Source organism: Bacteroidota bacterium (assembly GCA_018692315.1).
GTDB lineage: Bacteria > Bacteroidota > Bacteroidia > Bacteroidales > JABHKC01 > JABHKC01.
In genome coordinates this window covers 47,321-63,049 of record JABHKC010000233.1, presented here as the reverse complement: position 1 = coordinate 63,049, position 15,729 = coordinate 47,321, and the positions used below count along the sequence as shown (strand labels likewise).

Below are 15,729 nucleotides of genomic sequence, written 5' to 3'. Positions count from 1 at the left end.
TAGCCGCAGTCCTTGCAAGTATAGCGTTGCTTGCCTTTAATAATCCCTCTTTTTACTTTGTTTGTCGATTTACACTTTGAACAATCCATAATATTTTTTTGGCAAAAATACAAAATGTATATATAATAAACAATGCCAAAATTATATCGTTTTTGCAGAAATCTTTAGTATTTATCAAGACTTATAAAAAAATTATCTTTGCACAAAGATAACTATTAATGAATTATCATGTTTGAGGAAAATATTGTTATTGATAAAAAAGGCAATAAGATTGCTATTCAGTTGCCTATCAAGGTTTATGAGAAATTATTGGCTGATTCTGAGGAACTCGAAGATATTAAAGAATATCGAAAAGCAAAAAGGCATAAGAGTGAGCCCATTCCATTTGAAAAAGCATTTAAAGAAATAGAATTTGGTTTGGAATGAAATATACTATTTTTATTGAGCGATATGCTCAAAAGCAAATAATGAAGCTTGATAAAAAAGCCATTCCACAAATAAAATCTGCTATTGCATCACTTATGGAAAATCCTCGACTATATGGATATATAAAACTAAAAGGTGAAGAAGCATATCGTATTCGTGTCAAAAATTATCGGATAATTTACGAAATAAACGATGAAACAGTTGTTGTTACTGTTATTTCTGTTGGGCACAGAAAAGAAATTTATTAAAAAAATCAATTTTTCATAATAACTGTCAATCAATAAACTCCAAATTCCTCATAAATCCCTGAAATTTACTTCTTTTTATAGCAGATTTTTTAAAAATCCTATTAAAATCATTTCTGTCTAAATTTTGCCAGTCAGCCTTTGTGAAATTTAAAATTGAAGGGATAGCTTCAAATTCGGGCTCATTGTGTGGTTGTGAAAATCGGTTCCAAGGGCAAACATCCTGACAAATATCGCAACCAAAAACCCAGTTTTGAAACTTACCTTCAAATTCCGCCGGGATTTCGTTTTTGTTTTCTATGCTTAAGTACGAGATACATTTTCGACTATCAATACTGCCATTTTTGTCGATTGCCTGTGTAGGACAGGCTTCTATACATAAATTGCAGTTCCCACAATAATTTTTGTGTTTCGAATCATACTCAAGTTCGAGGTTTATAATTATCTCTGAAATAAAAACAAAAGAGCCATGTTTCTTAGTTATTAAAATTGAGTTTTTCCCAATCCAGCCTAAGTTTGCAAGCTCAGCCCATTTTTTTTCAAGAACCGGTGCCGAATCAACAAAAATCCTTCCTTCTGCATTCGGATTTTTTTCTTTAATAATTGAAAGAAGTGTTTTTAGCTTTTCTTTTATGACAAAATGATAATCTGTGCCATAAGCATATTTCGATATTTTCGGATTATTTTTTTGTTCTTGAAATTTTTCCGGATAATAATTTGTCAATAGCGAAATTACAGATTTTGCACCATCAACAAGCAAATTTGGATTCAACCTCTTGTCGAAATGGTTTTCCATATATTTCATATCGCCGTGCTTTCCATCAGCTATCCATTCCGAAAAGTGTGCTTTTTCTTCTTCAAGAAAACGAGCTTTTGAAAAGCCAACTGCAAGAAAACCTAATTTTATGGCTTCGGATTTAATGAATTTTGAATAATTCATTTTTTTATGATAGGAAAATTAGGTGTTTACTGAGTAATAATTTTGTGAATTTTTACAAATACCCAAGTTCAAATTTTGCATTTTCCGACATCATTTCTTTATCCCATGGCGGATCGAAAGTTAAAATCAAATCTAATTTAGAAATTCCTTCAATTTTATTAAGTTGTTGTTTCACTTCATTCACAAGCTCGTCTGCTACGGGGCAATTTGGTGCTGTCAAAGTCATTGTGATAGTTACATTGTGGCTGTCGGCAACATCTATTTTGTAAATTAAACCTAAATCGTAGATATTAACAGGAATTTCGGGATCGTAAATATCTTTCAACACTCTTACAATTTCATTTTCTGTTTTTAGAAAGTCTATGTTCATGTTAATTGTTTTTTGATTTATTGGTTTGTAAAATATATTCTGCATGTTTCAAAAAGTCCGAAAACCTCCACTTTGAACCTTAATAGAATGATTCCTGAAAACTAACAATACAAGAGGTGTTTAACTTTGGTTCATTTTGGCATCGTAGGCAATGGCGTATAGTTTCATTTGTTTCACCATAGCTAATAGTCCATTTGATCGAGTAGGAGAGAGGTTTTCTTGCAAACCAATTTTGTCGATAAAATATAATTTGTTGGCTATTATGTCTTTAGGTTTTTGATTAGATAAAACTTTTACTAACAATGCAATTATTCCTTTTGTGATTATAGCATCGGAATCAGCAGAAAAAATTAATATTCCATCCCGTAATTCAGCATGCAGCCATACTTTCGATTGGCAACCGTCTATTACATTTTCATTGGTTTTGAAATCCGGGTTTATTTGCTGCAGTTCTTTGCTTAGATCGATCAAATAATTATATTTATCTAACCATTCATCAAATACCGAAAACTCATCAATTATTTCATTTTGTATTTCATTTATAGTCATATTCTATAGTTTATTATGTAGCTAATTTAGGGCAAAATTCAAATAATCAAAATTAGACACAAAATTTTATCAAGCTATTCTAATTTATATTAATTCTGAAATTGATAATAAATTGCAAAGCTCATCAAATTATTGAACGAATATTTTTGGTGATAATAGATTGTTGGAATGTTATCGCTCAAATTCTGACGTATTGGAAGTAAAGAATATGAGAATCTGAAGTTTAAATATATTTTATCCCAGGGATGATAGTTAAAACCTGCTACTCCACTTATTTCGATTTTATTAAATTCCTTTGTGTATTCTATTGAAAGTTCGCCACTTTCGTCTTCTTCACCAGAGTTTATAAGTACTCCGCCAGCTATACCTCCTTCAAAGGTAAATTTATCTACTGAATAGTTCATCAACAAAGGCATTTCTACATAATTCAATTTCGATCGGTAGTATATAATTCCGGTTTTTTTATCAGACTCGCGGCTCCCTTTCCCGATATATTTTAATTCTAATTGAGCTCCCCACTTTTCCGTAAGTTTTCGGTTTACAAAAGCTCCTACCTGAAAACCTGCTTTATTGTACCCACCATATTGGTCGCCATCTACCTGGCTCGATACTAATCCGGCAAAAACTCCACCATCGAATTCTTGTGCTATGGATAAAAACGATGACAAAAATAGAATTATTAATATAGTTTTTGCTTTGATTGAAGCTTTTATGTTCATAATTTACTTAATTTTAAATATTCATATAAATACTATATTATTTTATACACAAAAAAAACAAATTTATTGAGTCCAAATTCTTTGCAAACTTTGTGGTATGGTAGTTTATATTGCTCAAATAAGACTAACACCGTAAATATGAAACGTTTGGCATTTTGAAATATAAAATTTCAATTTATTTCAATCATTTAATTAATGCTAAATTCTTCATATTTCTCACTTTCTACCCAATTTTTTAAACTATTTGTTGAGCTATTACTACTTCTTAATAACCTTCAATTAGAATATCTTGTGGTAATCCTACTCTCATAAAATATCTTGCAAATGCTTGTGATAAATGTTCTCTATATGGCGGTAATAGTCTTATCCTATTAATTTGTTTGTATGCAATATCTTTTAAATTATTAATCTCAATCCCATAAACATTCCTAAAGTCTACAACAAGATAATCATTAATTTTTAAATCATCAAATTTGTTTAGTAGATGATAACCAGGTAGATACCCTTTTCGTAAATTGTCAATATTTTTTTTGATCAATTTTTTAGAGTTTTGATCTTCAGGTAAATTTTCAATAAAAACTTTTAAAGGATAATATGGACAAACTAAAACAATATCGATTTTATTATTTACTAAATCACAAGATTGAGAAAGAATAATAGAATTAATTAATCTTATTTCAATTTCAGGCTCATCTCCTTCTTCAATTTTTGAAGGAGGAATAACTATTGGGCAATCTTTAATTAAATCTCCTTGTTCAATATTGTCTGAATTAATTATTGCACTATACCAAATAAAATCCATTAGTCCATATTTATTTTAGGAGTAAATTTTGAAATAACTTTAATTTTTGCTTTTACTTTAAACTTTTTTGAATAAGTAATTTTTGATATTATATCGAAATTCTCAACTCCAATTTCTAACCAAGTTGAATAACTTGTTAAATGGTCTCCTTCAATAATTAATTTTGTAGCTATCGAATTTATATATGGTGTAATATCTAATGTCCTATCATCATTTCTTGAAAAATAATTTTCAATTTGCGTACTTGAAAAATTGCAAATTGCTTCAATCGCAGGTTTTATTTGAGTAGAAATATTATAATTTGGTGGCATGTCTAAAGGCATAATCTAATTATTTAAAGGAGCTATACAATTTGTCAGTTGTAATTTTTTTGAAAATACTGCTACAAGTCTCATGTGCTTCATTAAGCCATTTTGCTTGTTCCTTATTTGTGTAAGTCTGTTTTTTTCCTATTAATTTTGTTTGAAGTATAATTCCTTGTTTATTATTACTAACAACACCATTTCTGAGATTTAGAGACAGAATATTATCTTCAATTTGATAAGAAAGTGTTAAATTAATGGCATTTGTATTTTTATTATTTATTATGGATTGATTAACATTTAAACTTAAATTTTCATTAATAAAATCAATTACATTTTGTTTATTAAAATCAATCTCAAAGAAATCAATATATGTCAATGTTAAAAACAAATTTGTATTATTTATTTCAGAAAAGACTTCAGAAAATGAATTTGTCAAGTGCTTTACTTCAGTCTTAAAATCGTTCCAAAAGTACAACTCATCAATAGTATTGTATGTTAATATCCCTGGACCAATTTGAGTTAAAGGATAGCCAAGCTTCTCTTTTCTAAATCTATAAACAGGCATTCCTTTAGCAATATCTAATGGGACTTCTGGAGGCAATAAGTTTTCTCTGTAAGGATATTTATCTTTTAAATTTGAAAATAAATCACCGTGAAGATATTGAAACTTAACAATATCATTTTTATTAGTAATATCCCAATTGATTTCGAATATTATTTCTAATAAAGGTGCTTTTGGTAATTTGCTCATTAAAATTCTATTTTTTTATAAAGATACGCGAAATTACTATTTAATTATTTATTTAATCTTAAAAATCGTTAATTTTAACCGAATAATCAACGATTATAAAATTTTCTGGTATTAAATACAACAACCAAATATATAAAACAAATTAGTTACAATCATTTCAAATGCTCAACAACTCCTACCTCTTCTGTTTGCATAATTTCTTTGGAATCATCATCATAAACAAAAGCAACTACTGCACAGTTTTCCTTAACATATTCCTCGGGAAGATTGTATGCGTAAGATTTTACAATAGAAGAGCCTGCAACTATTGTGTCTGATGCAATTTCGCGACCCCAGCTACCGTTAATGGCTCCTCGTAAAACATGATTGTGTTCGTAGTCAGGAATATCGGCAGGCGATTGACTGTAATCAGTTTGCCAATTTATTATGTGGCTTTCAATTAAATAAACTGCCAGAAAGTAATTTCCATCTAAATTTTCATGAAATTCGGTATTAATATGTGTGCATAATTTTCGTGAGTCATCATCAAAAGAGTTCACAATTGATAAACCTATTTTTGGAGTTTTAAGTAGCTCAATATCAGTTAAATCTGACCATTGGTTTCGTCCGGCCTTATTGTTTTTGCTAAGGCTGTTAATTAAACCAATCGGTTGAGATAAAATATCGAAATGTCCAGTTCCTGTAACTCCATCTCCACCAAATTCTTCGCCGGTTGGTGTTGTGAAATTGTAATTGTGTTTGTCGGCAGTAGTATCAAATTCGGCATAGTAGCCACAATGAATAGCTACAGGAATTATTTTGTTTTGGTGCTGGTTTATTAGGTTCTCGATAATGAGGTGAGCTTCAGGACAATTGCCGCATTTGTGTCCGGTAAAATCAAGTATTAGAACTTTTTGCTCGCTTGAAGCAGGCGGGAAACTTTCAGGAGACGGACAAGTTGCTTGTATTATTTCCTCAAAATATGGATCATCAATTTCATCGCAGGAAATCCATATTGAAGCACTGATAAATATAAAAAGTAAATAATTGAGTTTTTTCATTTTTATTAATATTTTATGTTTGTTTTTTTGAAATTAGATATTAGGCAACAAAAATGAATTGTCTTCCAATTCCTAATTTCTAATTTCGAATATCAAAAACTACTTGTAATTGAAAGTGTCAATCCGTTGGAAGCTGGTACTGCACGACAAACGCCTCCAACACACATAATTCCTTCTCGTTGTTTTCCGTAGCCAATTTGAAATCGGTTGGCATTCCTATTAAATGCAATAGATGCCGAGTAGTAGTGAAACTGTTTGTCTTCTTCTGGATTTCCATAATTATATTGGTCGATAACTGTAAAAAACCAATGTGGAGAAATTGAATATTCGATAAGTCCCATTGCCCAATCGCCTTTATCTTGTTTGGTTGTAAGGCTCTGAAATTCAACTCTTATAGCATGTTTTTTCTTTGGTTTAAAAGTAATATCAGCAATAAAAATATTGGCTTTTACATCTTCATGACCGGAAGTTCCTCTAATGATATTATAATTGTATAATAGATTTTGATAGGTGAAAAGAGCCTTCCATTTTTTACTGATTTTTTTATTGATTTCTATATTAAAATCTTGGAAGTATTTTTCGTTACCAATGGCAAAAAAATCGGAATTATAACCATCTGTCCATTCTTGATCTATAGCTGTATTTTCATCAATTTGGGTTTTTTCAATACTGTTTGCTTGCGAAAAATTTACTGAAATGTTTGTGCCATATTTCCCGCCAAGGGTAGATTTCTTTTTTAATTTATAAATAATTTCTCCCTGAAAACCAATTTCGCCATTAGGCTGAGTTGCATAAGGATACATAGCAGCCAGACTGTAGGTGTGATTTTTTGTGATTGTCGGTAAGTTATTCATATTAAGGCTATTAAGTTGGGCGCTTCTGTCGGAGCGGAAAGCCATATTATCAACTCTTTTTGCAGTTAGGAATATTCCTAAACCTTTTGTTGAGTATGTTGCATTTATCAGAAATGCTTCGCCATGACGATAAATATTGTGATTTTCTCCAGAAGGATCAGCAATTTTATAAGCATATTCTCCGGAAAGATTGAACCCAGCTCGCAACAGACTAATTCTTCCGGCATAGGCGCCCACGTTTTCCGGTAATTTGTATATTCTAATGGTGGTATCGTTAATGGATTGTGTGTATGAATCGCCTTCCTGAAATTTGCTTACAAAACTTCCTCCCAGAATTATTTGGGTTTTATTTTCGGAAAGTGAGTTAAATATTTCGTTTACAAATAATTCGCCATCAATTCCTCTAACCAAGCCGCTGTTTATTAGTTTTGAAAATCCACTTTCGTCCACTTCAAAATGGTCTCTTTGTTTGCCAACGAAACCTTTTATATAAACTCCTTTGTGTGGGTTGTATTTCAGGCGGATGCCCTCCATTGCATTGTCAATGTCTATGGCTTTTTCTTCATAGGAGCGAAAAATGAGTCCATTGCCAAATTGTTCGTAATAATTTCCGACTGTTACTTCGAGGTCGCCCGCTTTATATGTCAAATATTTATATGGTATTCCAACTGCATTTATATTTTGGTCGAAACCTTGAAGAGTGTTCAAATATCCTTCAAATCGAAGTCCTGCGGAAAAGTTTCCTTTAATGAAATTAAAGTTTGCATAAGAATTTGAAAGCAATTTTTCAGGAGCTGCTGCTGCTCCTATATCTATATCTTCAGTATATGTCTGAGCGTCTAATTGAAAATTTCCACTTAGTTGCCCTTGATTGTTTTGGGCATTTAATTTTTGTATAGAAAGACAGAGAATTATAAGTATTATGTAATGAATTTGTTTCATAGGTTTTCATTTTTATTAAAATAGTCTGAATCGAAATGGATTATTGTGCCAGCCATTTTTGAAATACTTTGTAAATCGTTATGAAAAAGTATTTCGATTAGTGTTTTATTTCTTCTCCTGCTGCCAGTTTTTTAATTAGTTCGTAAAGTTCTTCTTCGTCGCCATCGGCATAGGTTGTGTGTTGCCATACAATTTTTCCATTTTCATCAATAAGAAAAGTGTGAGGAACGTTTACAACATTCATTGCTCGTTTGAAATCGCCGTTTGGGTCTAAATATACTTCGTAATCCCAATCTTTGCCGTTTACAAAAGGTGATACTCGTCCCATGCTTCGTGAGTTGTCAATGGAAATGGCAACGACTTTCACGCCTGTTTCTTCTTGCCAGTCTTCATAATTTTCGGCAATGGCATCCAATTCTTTTATGCATGGTTTGCACCATGTTGCCCAAAAACTTAGCACTATTGGTTTTTTATCGTTTGAAATTTCTGAAGTATTAAATGTTTTTAATTCTAAAGTTTTTACCTCTACCGATGGAATTTGAGCTTTTTGGTTTTGTGAAAAACAAAAAAGAAAGAACACAGATAGTATTCCTGAAAGCAATAATTTTTTCATAATTAAATTTCTTTAGTTTATATAAATAAAAAAATCAGCAAAATGACAAATTATTGTGTCAAATTGCTGATTTTTATTATTTAGACATTAAATTTTATTTATTCAAGAAAATTGGTTTTGTATAAACACCATTTTCTGCAATAATTTTCACAATATAAGTTCCGTTTGCATATTGAGAGATGTCAACAGTATTGAAACTATTTGGGTTTTGATTACTGTAAATTTCGTCTCCGAGAACATTATAAATATAAACACTTGTATTTTCTACATTAGTAATGTTTAATTTACCTTTAGTTGGGTTTGGATAAATTCCAATTTCTTTTCCATTCACTTCATTAATGAAAGTTAAATCTAATACATCAACTGAGACTACTGTTATGCAATTCTCAGCATCTGTTACTGTAACATTGTATGTTCCTTCTGATAGGCCAGTTGCAGTTTCAGTTGTTTGTGCATTAGCATCATCCCAAAGATAAGTGTAAGGTGCAGTTCCGTTGTTAGCAGTAACTGTAGCAGTTCCATCTGCTCCACCTGGAGTAGTTACATTAGTTGAAACAACGTCTAAAGTCATAGAACAACTGCCAATCTCAATTTTTGTTGCCATATAAATATCTTTATCAGAATCGTTTTGGACAAATACTACTAAATGACAATTGTTAATATCAATAGGAGTTTGAATTGTATATGTAAAATCTAAATTAGATATAGTTCCACTTGTTGGGTTATTAAGGTTTGTTCCTGTTTCTCCAGGGAACATTTTCCTCATAACATCTGGAAAAGATGTTTCTCCATTAGATCCTGGGGCTGAACTATAGTTAACGTATTCTACAAGAACAACATGAGCTTTTATAGTTCCAGTTGTAAAATCTGCATATGCTTCACAAGTTAAATTGATAGTTAATTCACCGTTTGCAGCATATGCTAGTCCTGATATTTCGAAATATCCTGGTCTATTATATTCAGTATCAATTTTGTCTTGAGAAACTATACTTGGTGCGCCTTGTCCTTGATTTCCTGCTATTACGCAATCAGGAACACCAGATACACCATAATAACCAACTCTTGCATCTCCTAATCCATTAGTATTATTAAAATCATACATTGGATCATAACCTGGCCAGCTTGTGTGGTAACCGATGTGCACAACTCTGTCAATATTTTGAGGATCAGAAATAAGAGCATCTAATGCAGGGTTTTGACTTGCACATGGTCCGCATGAAGCTTGGGTAAAATGTTCGATGAGAACTAATCTATTAGCAATTTGATCTAAAACATTAACCGTCATTGTTAAAGAGTCATTTGAGGTATTCATGTCAGCATTTCCATTTGGATTCGAAAGCCATATAGTTAATTCATAGGATCCTGTTGCTGGAAAATTTGCTTGTACATTATGAGAATATGCTTCAGTTTCAAGCATATTAATATTTAAACCGGTCATATTAAATGTATTAACTGTTCCACCATCAATGCTATAATTTACGTCAACGCTTGTTAAAGCATCGCTTCCGGCGTTTTCAAACATTCCTGAAATGTCATAATCTCCTGTCATTACAAATGGACTCATGTCAGAAGAAAGTATTTTAGCGTCAAATTGAAGAGGTTGGAATATTGACAAATTATCAAGTGCAAAGCCATATAACCAGCCCCCATCATCATTATAATGAAATCCAATTTTTACGGTTGAATTTCCAGCATAGGCAGTAAGATCAATAGTATGAGATGTCCAGTCCGCTACTCCATCTAATAGTTCAATATCTGTCCAGGTAACTCCATCATCAGTTGAAATTTTAATTGTTGCAATTTCTGTTGATACATCCCATGTCGCAGCATAAAAGAAATAGTCAAATTGCATCAAAATAGAAGTGGCAGTACTAAAATCAAGAGTCGATGTATAAAGTAAATCATCGCTTTTGTCGCAATCACATTCATCATCATTTGTACAGGCAAAAACTGTATGATCGGGAATTGGAAAATATGCACTACTCATAGCAGTTGCATCTCCAAACAGCCAGCCTCCATCTGTCGCTAAAGTAACTTGTCCCCAATTCGCAGGTTGTGTTCCTGCTTGAAAATCCTCTGTCAAAATACTTTGTGCATTTAGGGTGAAAAATCCTAAAATAGCAAAGATTGAGAATAATAATGTGAATTTTTTCATTTCACTTAAAATTTAGTTAATAATAGTGGGCAAATATAAAAACTAATTTTCGGAATAATAAAATATTTTAGTTAAAATTTATTAATAGATTAGAATTGAGGATAATAATCCAATAAATAGTTATATATGTGCAGTAAATCAACAATTTATTATTATGATATTTATCATAAATTGTCGTTGTTGATCGACAAATTTTGGTTTAAACTATCAATTATTCTTCGTTCTTTTTTTGTTGGTCTGCCAGCACCTTTTTCTCTGTTATAATACCAGGAATCTTTCGATTGCTTTAATTTCTGCATTTCTTCTTCTGTAGTCAAATCTTTGACATAATCGACCACTATTTTTGCAGATTGTCGTTTTTCTAACAATCCAACAACTTTGAATGTTTTTATTATGGGATTTTTTCTTACTTCAATTATATCATTAAGTTTTATACTATACGAAGGTTTTACACTAATTTTATTGATTTGAATTTGTCCTTTTTTGCAGGCTTCGGCTGCCTGATTGCGAGTTTTAAAAATTCGCACTGCCCATAACCATTTATCAATTCTAATTTTATTCTCTATGGTCATTTCTTTTTTTTGAAAAAAATAATCCCGCCGTAGCGGGATAACAATTTAAAAGTTAACAGTCTTATTTAGATTATTTATCAGAATGAATTTTTACGAATTATTATGAAACAACCAGTTTGAAACCAGAGCCATGAACATTAGTTATGGAAACATTGCTGTCGGTTTTTAGATATTTTCTAAGTTTTGCAATATAAACGTCCATGCTTCTGCCCATAAAATAATCGTCTTCTCCCCATATATTTTTCAAGATAGTTTTTCTCTCTACTAAACTATTTACATTTTCACTTAAAATTTTCAATAAGGAAGATTCTCTTTTAGTAAGTCGTTTTTCAAAGGAATCGCAAACCAACAATTGGTCAAGAAATTTAAATGTAAAACTTCCAATTTTGTATTCTTTAGAAAGTGGATTATTATGTGGACTTTTATACCTTCTTAATATAGCATCAACTCTTAAGCTTAATTCTTCTGTGCTAAAAGGTTTTGTTAGATAGTCGTCGGCTCCGATCTTAAATCCTTTAATTTTGTCTTCGTCCATTGATTTTGCAGTAACAAAAATAATGGGGATATTACTTCTTCTTCTAATTTGTTTTGCAAGGGTGAAACCATCTTTTAGTGGCATCATAATATCTAAGATGCAAACATCGTATGGATTGATGCGAAATGCCTCAAATCCTTTTTCTCCATTATTTTCTAAACTAACTGAATAACCAATCATTTCAAGATAATCTTTTAAGATGAAACCTAAATTTTTATCGTCTTCAACTAATAAAATATTGGCTTTTTCTATATCCATTTTCATTAAATATTATTATTCTAAATTAATTATATAATACTTTATAACATTTATAATGTTTCAATTATTTTATTGAGAATAAAGATAAGCAAAACATTTTAAGTTTTCAGTATTTTATTTTTTAACTATTTTGATACATAAATTGCAATTCAAATGTAAGCATCTTGAGTTGATGACAAAAATATTATCACTACTTTTGCAAATTTTATTAAAGGTAAATGAAAGTAAAAATCGTTAATAAGTCTAAACATAATTTGCCACAATATAGCACAAATTTTTCTGCTGGCATGGATTTAAGAGCAAATCTTGATTCTCCTATATTGTTAAAACCTATGCAAAGGGAACTTATTCCTACTGGAATTTTTGTCGAAATCCCTATTGGCTACGAAGCGCAAATAAGACCGCGTAGTGGTTTAGCTATAAAAAAAGGTTTGAGCGTTTTGAATAGCCCGGGAACCATTGATTCGGATTATAGAGGTGAAGTTGGTGTAATAATTATTAATTTGTCTGAGAATGAGGTAGAAATTAGTGATGGAGAGCGTATTTGTCAAATGATAGTTGCTAAACACGATACTGTGGTTTGGGATGAAGTTGAATCATTGGTTCAATCTCGCAGAGGTGCCGGGGGTTTCGGACATACAGGGGAAAATTAGTACACTTCTAAAAGTGATATAAACTCAGCATTTTGCTGATTTCTGCATAGAATTATTTAAATAAACTTAATATTAAAAACTTCTAAATGAAAATAATTATACCAATGGCTGGAATGGGAAAACGAATGAGACCTCACACTCTCACCATTCCGAAACCTTTGATACCTATTGCCGGAAAACCAATAGTTCAACGATTGGTTGAAGAGATAGGAAAAAATTTGAATGAAAAAATTGAAGAGATTGCATATGTAATTGGCGATTTTGGAAAAGATGTAGAAAACCATCTTCACAATATTGCCAAATCTATTGGGGCAGATTCTAAAATATATTATCAGACTGAAGCTTTAGGCACAGCTCATGCAATTTATTGTGCAAAAGAATCCCTTTGTGGAAAAGTTATTGTTGCTTATGCAGATACTTTGCTAAAAGCAGATTTTATTTTGGATGGTAGTAGCGATGGAATAATTTGGGTGAAAAAAGTTGACGACCCAAGCTCGTTTGGAGTAGTGAAAACCAACAACGAAAATATTGTTACTGATTTTATTGAAAAACCAAAAGATAAGATTTCCGATTTGGCAATTATTGGAATATATTATTTTAAAGACGGCAAGAATTTTTGCAAAGAATTAAAGTATCTATTCGATAATGATATTGTTGTGAATGGCGAGTATCAGCTTACCGATGCTTTGGAAAATATGAAGAATAATAATATAAAATTCAAAACATCTGAAGTTGAAGAATGGCTCGATTGCGGCAATAAAGATGCAACAGTTTATACAAATCAGCGAATTCTTGAACTAAATAAAAACGAAAACCTAATTTCTGATACTGCAAATATTCAAAATTCACTAATCAAAGAACCTTGTTTTATAGGTAAAAATGTAGTAATAAAAAATTCTATAATTGGACCTCATTTGTCTGTTGGAGAAAATTCACAAATAATTAATTCAATTGTTAGAAATGGTATTATTCAATCAAATTCTAAAGTTGAAGATTTTAATATAAAAAACTCAATGATAGGTAATTCAGTAGAAATTGTTGGAAACGTTCCGGAAATGAGTATTGGTGATTTTACTACAATTATCGACTAAACTAATATTTATGTAGGTGTTTTTGATACAATGAATTTGCTGCTTGATTCTAAATTTGTAAGAAAATGCAAAACTAATCGTTTATTGCATTAAGCAATTTTAATTTTGAAGTGCTAATTCGAGAGTAAATTTTTCGCTTTTTCTAATCGCTAAAATTTCATGAAATATAATTATATAATAAGTTTGAAGTATTGCATATCTTTACTGGCCTTGATAATGTTGGCATCATGTTCAACATTGAAGCCAGCAGGAAAAGCTAAGGATTCAAACCAAATTCTTACTGAAAAGAAAGAGCAGGAATTTAGGTTTTCGTTGATAGAGGCTTCAAAACATAAAATGCTCGGAGATTATCTGAATTCTTTGTCATTATATTTGAGATGCTTAGAAATTAAACCAAATAGTGCTCTAGCGAATTACGAAATTGCAAATATTCATGTATATCAACAAGATTTTTCAGGAGCTCAAAAATATGCAGAATTTGCTGTTGAAAAAAATCCGTCAAATATTTGGTATCAACTTTTGCTTGGGCATATATATTTGAACAACAATGAAATAACTAAAGCAATTGATATATATAAAAATCTAATTAAGACTAATCCTGAAGAAACCGACTATTATATTGATTTGGCTATCATTTATTCAAAGATTGGGAAAACTAAAAAAGCAATAGAAATTCTGAATAAAATTGAAGAAAAAAATGGAATCTCTGAACAGATTTCATTGCAAAAAGAAACAATTTATTTCATGGATGGAAAATTCGAAAAGGCAATTGACGAAATAGAAAAATTAGTAGAACTATATCCTAAGGAAACCAAATATTTAGGGCAGATTGCAGAGCTACATATTGCCGATAAAAATTACTATGAAGCATTCGAAATTTTCAAAAAAATATTTGAAATTGATCCATATTATTCGATAGCTCATTTGTCGTTGGCAGATTTGTATAGATTAAAAAAGGATTATGAAAATTGGTTTAAAGAATTGGAACTTGCATTTAAATCGGAGAATTTGAATGTAATGGCAAAAGTAACTTCACTTCTATATTTTTTAAGCGAATCAAACGAATTTGCAAATTCCGACAAAAAATATACCTTATTAAATATTCTGCTCGAAACTCATCAAAACAATGCAGTTGTTCACTCGGTGTATGCCGATTTTTTGGTTTCTGAAAAGGATTTTGAACAAGCACTTAAAGAATATAGAACAGTTTTAAGTATCGATAAAAAAAGTTATTTGATTTGGGAACAAACATTACTCATCGAAAGCCAATTGGCAAATTATGATACCATGTACATAGATAGCAAAGAGGCATTGGAATATTTCCCTAATCAGCCATTAATCTATTTGTTTAATGGAATTGCTGCAAAAGAAATTAAGAAATACGAAGAAGCTAAAAAGGTTTTAGAAATGGGCTTAGATTTAGTGGCTGATAGTAAGCAGCTAAAAGTCCAGTTCTATCTTTATCTTGGCGAGATTTTTCATATTTTCAAAGAAAACAAGAAATCTGATGAATATTTCGACAAGCTTTTAGAGATAGATGGAAACAATATTTTAGTATTAAATAACTATAGTTACTATTTGTCTTTACGAGAAGAATTTCTTGAAAAAGCCGAGCAAATGAGCCGGCAGACAATTGAAGCAGAGCCTAACAATGCAACATATCTCGACACATATGCCTGGATTTTATTTAAAATGGCAAATTTCGAAAAAGCATTAGAAATTATTGAAAAAGCTATTTTAAATAGTGGAGATAAAAGTGCCGTAATTATTGAACACTACGGCGATATTCTCTACAAAAACGGGCAAAAAGATAAGGCAAAACAACAATGGAAAAATGCTGTTGAAACAGGTAAAGGATCAGAGCTTTTGCAAAAAAAAATGGAAGAAGGGATATTTATTGAGTAAAATT

At 30.8% G+C, this 15,729-nt stretch carries 18 protein-coding genes; 5 read left to right on the top strand and 13 right to left on the bottom strand.

Annotation, left to right across the window (positions count from 1 at the left end):
• The first annotated feature begins 228 nt into the window (after window positions 1–228).
• Entirely contained in the window at window positions 229–426 is a 198-nt protein-coding gene (locus tag HN894_17290; protein ID MBT7145079.1) for a hypothetical protein, read from the top strand.
• A complete protein-coding gene (locus tag HN894_17285; protein ID MBT7145078.1) occupies window positions 423–674 on the top strand; it encodes a type II toxin-antitoxin system RelE/ParE family toxin in 252 nt (83 codons plus the stop codon). Before HN894_17290 ends, HN894_17285 begins: the two co-directional genes overlap by 4 nt.
• 25 nt (window positions 675–699) lie before the next feature.
• On the opposite strand, the gene queG is transcribed toward HN894_17285, so the two are convergent.
• The 13 genes from queG to HN894_17220 all read right to left on the bottom strand — a co-directional run bounded on the left by queG (window position 700) and on the right by HN894_17220 (window position 12,076).
• The gene (gene queG / locus HN894_17280) at window positions 700–1,611 is read right to left on the bottom strand and encodes a tRNA epoxyqueuosine(34) reductase QueG (GenBank protein ID MBT7145077.1); all 912 of its coding nucleotides are present in this window, start codon (window positions 1,609–1,611) and stop codon (window positions 700–702) included.
• A gap of 52 nt (window positions 1,612–1,663) precedes the next feature.
• Window positions 1,664–1,981 carry a DUF59 domain-containing protein gene (locus tag HN894_17275; GenBank protein MBT7145076.1) on the bottom strand — a complete coding sequence of 106 codons (318 nt, stop codon included), beginning with the start codon at window positions 1,979–1,981 and terminating at the stop codon, window positions 1,664–1,666.
• Window positions 1,982–2,101: 120 nt separating this feature from the next.
• On the bottom strand, window positions 2,102–2,530 hold the full coding sequence (locus HN894_17270) for a SufE family protein (GenBank protein MBT7145075.1): 429 nt from the start codon (window positions 2,528–2,530) through the stop codon (window positions 2,102–2,104).
• A gap of 89 nt (window positions 2,531–2,619) precedes the next feature.
• Complete coding sequence (locus HN894_17265) at window positions 2,620–3,249, bottom strand: PorT family protein (GenBank protein ID MBT7145074.1); 630 nt, start codon at window positions 3,247–3,249, stop codon at window positions 2,620–2,622.
• A 265-nt stretch (window positions 3,250–3,514) separates the two neighbouring features.
• A complete protein-coding gene (locus tag HN894_17260; protein MBT7145073.1) occupies window positions 3,515–4,051 on the bottom strand; it encodes a hypothetical protein in 537 nt (178 codons plus the stop codon).
• Window positions 4,051–4,374 (bottom strand): hypothetical protein, encoded by a 324-nt coding sequence (locus HN894_17255; GenBank protein MBT7145072.1) that lies wholly within the window; start codon window positions 4,372–4,374, stop codon window positions 4,051–4,053. Before HN894_17255 ends, HN894_17260 begins: the two co-directional genes overlap by 1 nt.
• A 7-nt stretch (window positions 4,375–4,381) precedes the next feature.
• Window positions 4,382–5,107 carry a TIGR04255 family protein gene (locus tag HN894_17250; protein ID MBT7145071.1) on the bottom strand — a complete coding sequence of 242 codons (726 nt, stop codon included), beginning with the start codon at window positions 5,105–5,107 and terminating at the stop codon, window positions 4,382–4,384.
• A gap of 152 nt (window positions 5,108–5,259) precedes the next feature.
• Complete coding sequence (locus HN894_17245; protein MBT7145070.1) at window positions 5,260–6,147, bottom strand: Omp28 family outer membrane lipoprotein; 888 nt, start codon at window positions 6,145–6,147, stop codon at window positions 5,260–5,262.
• Window positions 6,148–6,239: 92 nt separating this feature from the next.
• Window positions 6,240–7,943: a hypothetical protein gene (locus HN894_17240; protein ID MBT7145069.1), complete on the bottom strand. Its 1,704-nt coding sequence runs from the start codon at window positions 7,941–7,943 to the stop codon at window positions 6,240–6,242.
• A 97-nt stretch (window positions 7,944–8,040) separates the two neighbouring features.
• Window positions 8,041–8,556 carry a TlpA family protein disulfide reductase gene (locus HN894_17235; protein MBT7145068.1) on the bottom strand — a complete coding sequence of 172 codons (516 nt, stop codon included), beginning with the start codon at window positions 8,554–8,556 and terminating at the stop codon, window positions 8,041–8,043.
• A 94-nt stretch (window positions 8,557–8,650) separates the two neighbouring features.
• On the bottom strand, window positions 8,651–10,711 hold the full coding sequence (locus HN894_17230) for a T9SS type A sorting domain-containing protein (GenBank protein MBT7145067.1): 2,061 nt from the start codon (window positions 10,709–10,711) through the stop codon (window positions 8,651–8,653).
• A gap of 164 nt (window positions 10,712–10,875) precedes the next feature.
• The gene (locus HN894_17225) at window positions 10,876–11,283 is read right to left on the bottom strand and encodes an RNA-binding S4 domain-containing protein (protein ID MBT7145066.1); all 408 of its coding nucleotides are present in this window, start codon (window positions 11,281–11,283) and stop codon (window positions 10,876–10,878) included.
• Window positions 11,284–11,383: 100 nt separating this feature from the next.
• Complete coding sequence (locus tag HN894_17220; GenBank protein MBT7145065.1) at window positions 11,384–12,076, bottom strand: response regulator transcription factor; 693 nt, start codon at window positions 12,074–12,076, stop codon at window positions 11,384–11,386.
• A gap of 218 nt (window positions 12,077–12,294) precedes the next feature.
• Here HN894_17220 and dut point away from each other — a divergent pair, with 218 nt between their 5' ends.
• From dut to HN894_17205, 3 genes are all read left to right on the top strand, one after another.
• Entirely contained in the window at window positions 12,295–12,729 is a 435-nt protein-coding gene (dut, locus tag HN894_17215) for a dUTP diphosphatase (protein MBT7145064.1), read from the top strand.
• Between the two features lie 86 nt (window positions 12,730–12,815).
• Window positions 12,816–13,820 carry a nucleotidyltransferase gene (locus HN894_17210; GenBank protein MBT7145063.1) on the top strand — a complete coding sequence of 335 codons (1,005 nt, stop codon included), beginning with the start codon at window positions 12,816–12,818 and terminating at the stop codon, window positions 13,818–13,820.
• Between the two features lie 159 nt (window positions 13,821–13,979).
• Window positions 13,980–15,725 carry a tetratricopeptide repeat protein gene (locus HN894_17205; GenBank protein MBT7145062.1) on the top strand — a complete coding sequence of 582 codons (1,746 nt, stop codon included), beginning with the start codon at window positions 13,980–13,982 and terminating at the stop codon, window positions 15,723–15,725.
• Window positions 15,726–15,729 lie beyond the last annotated feature (4 nt).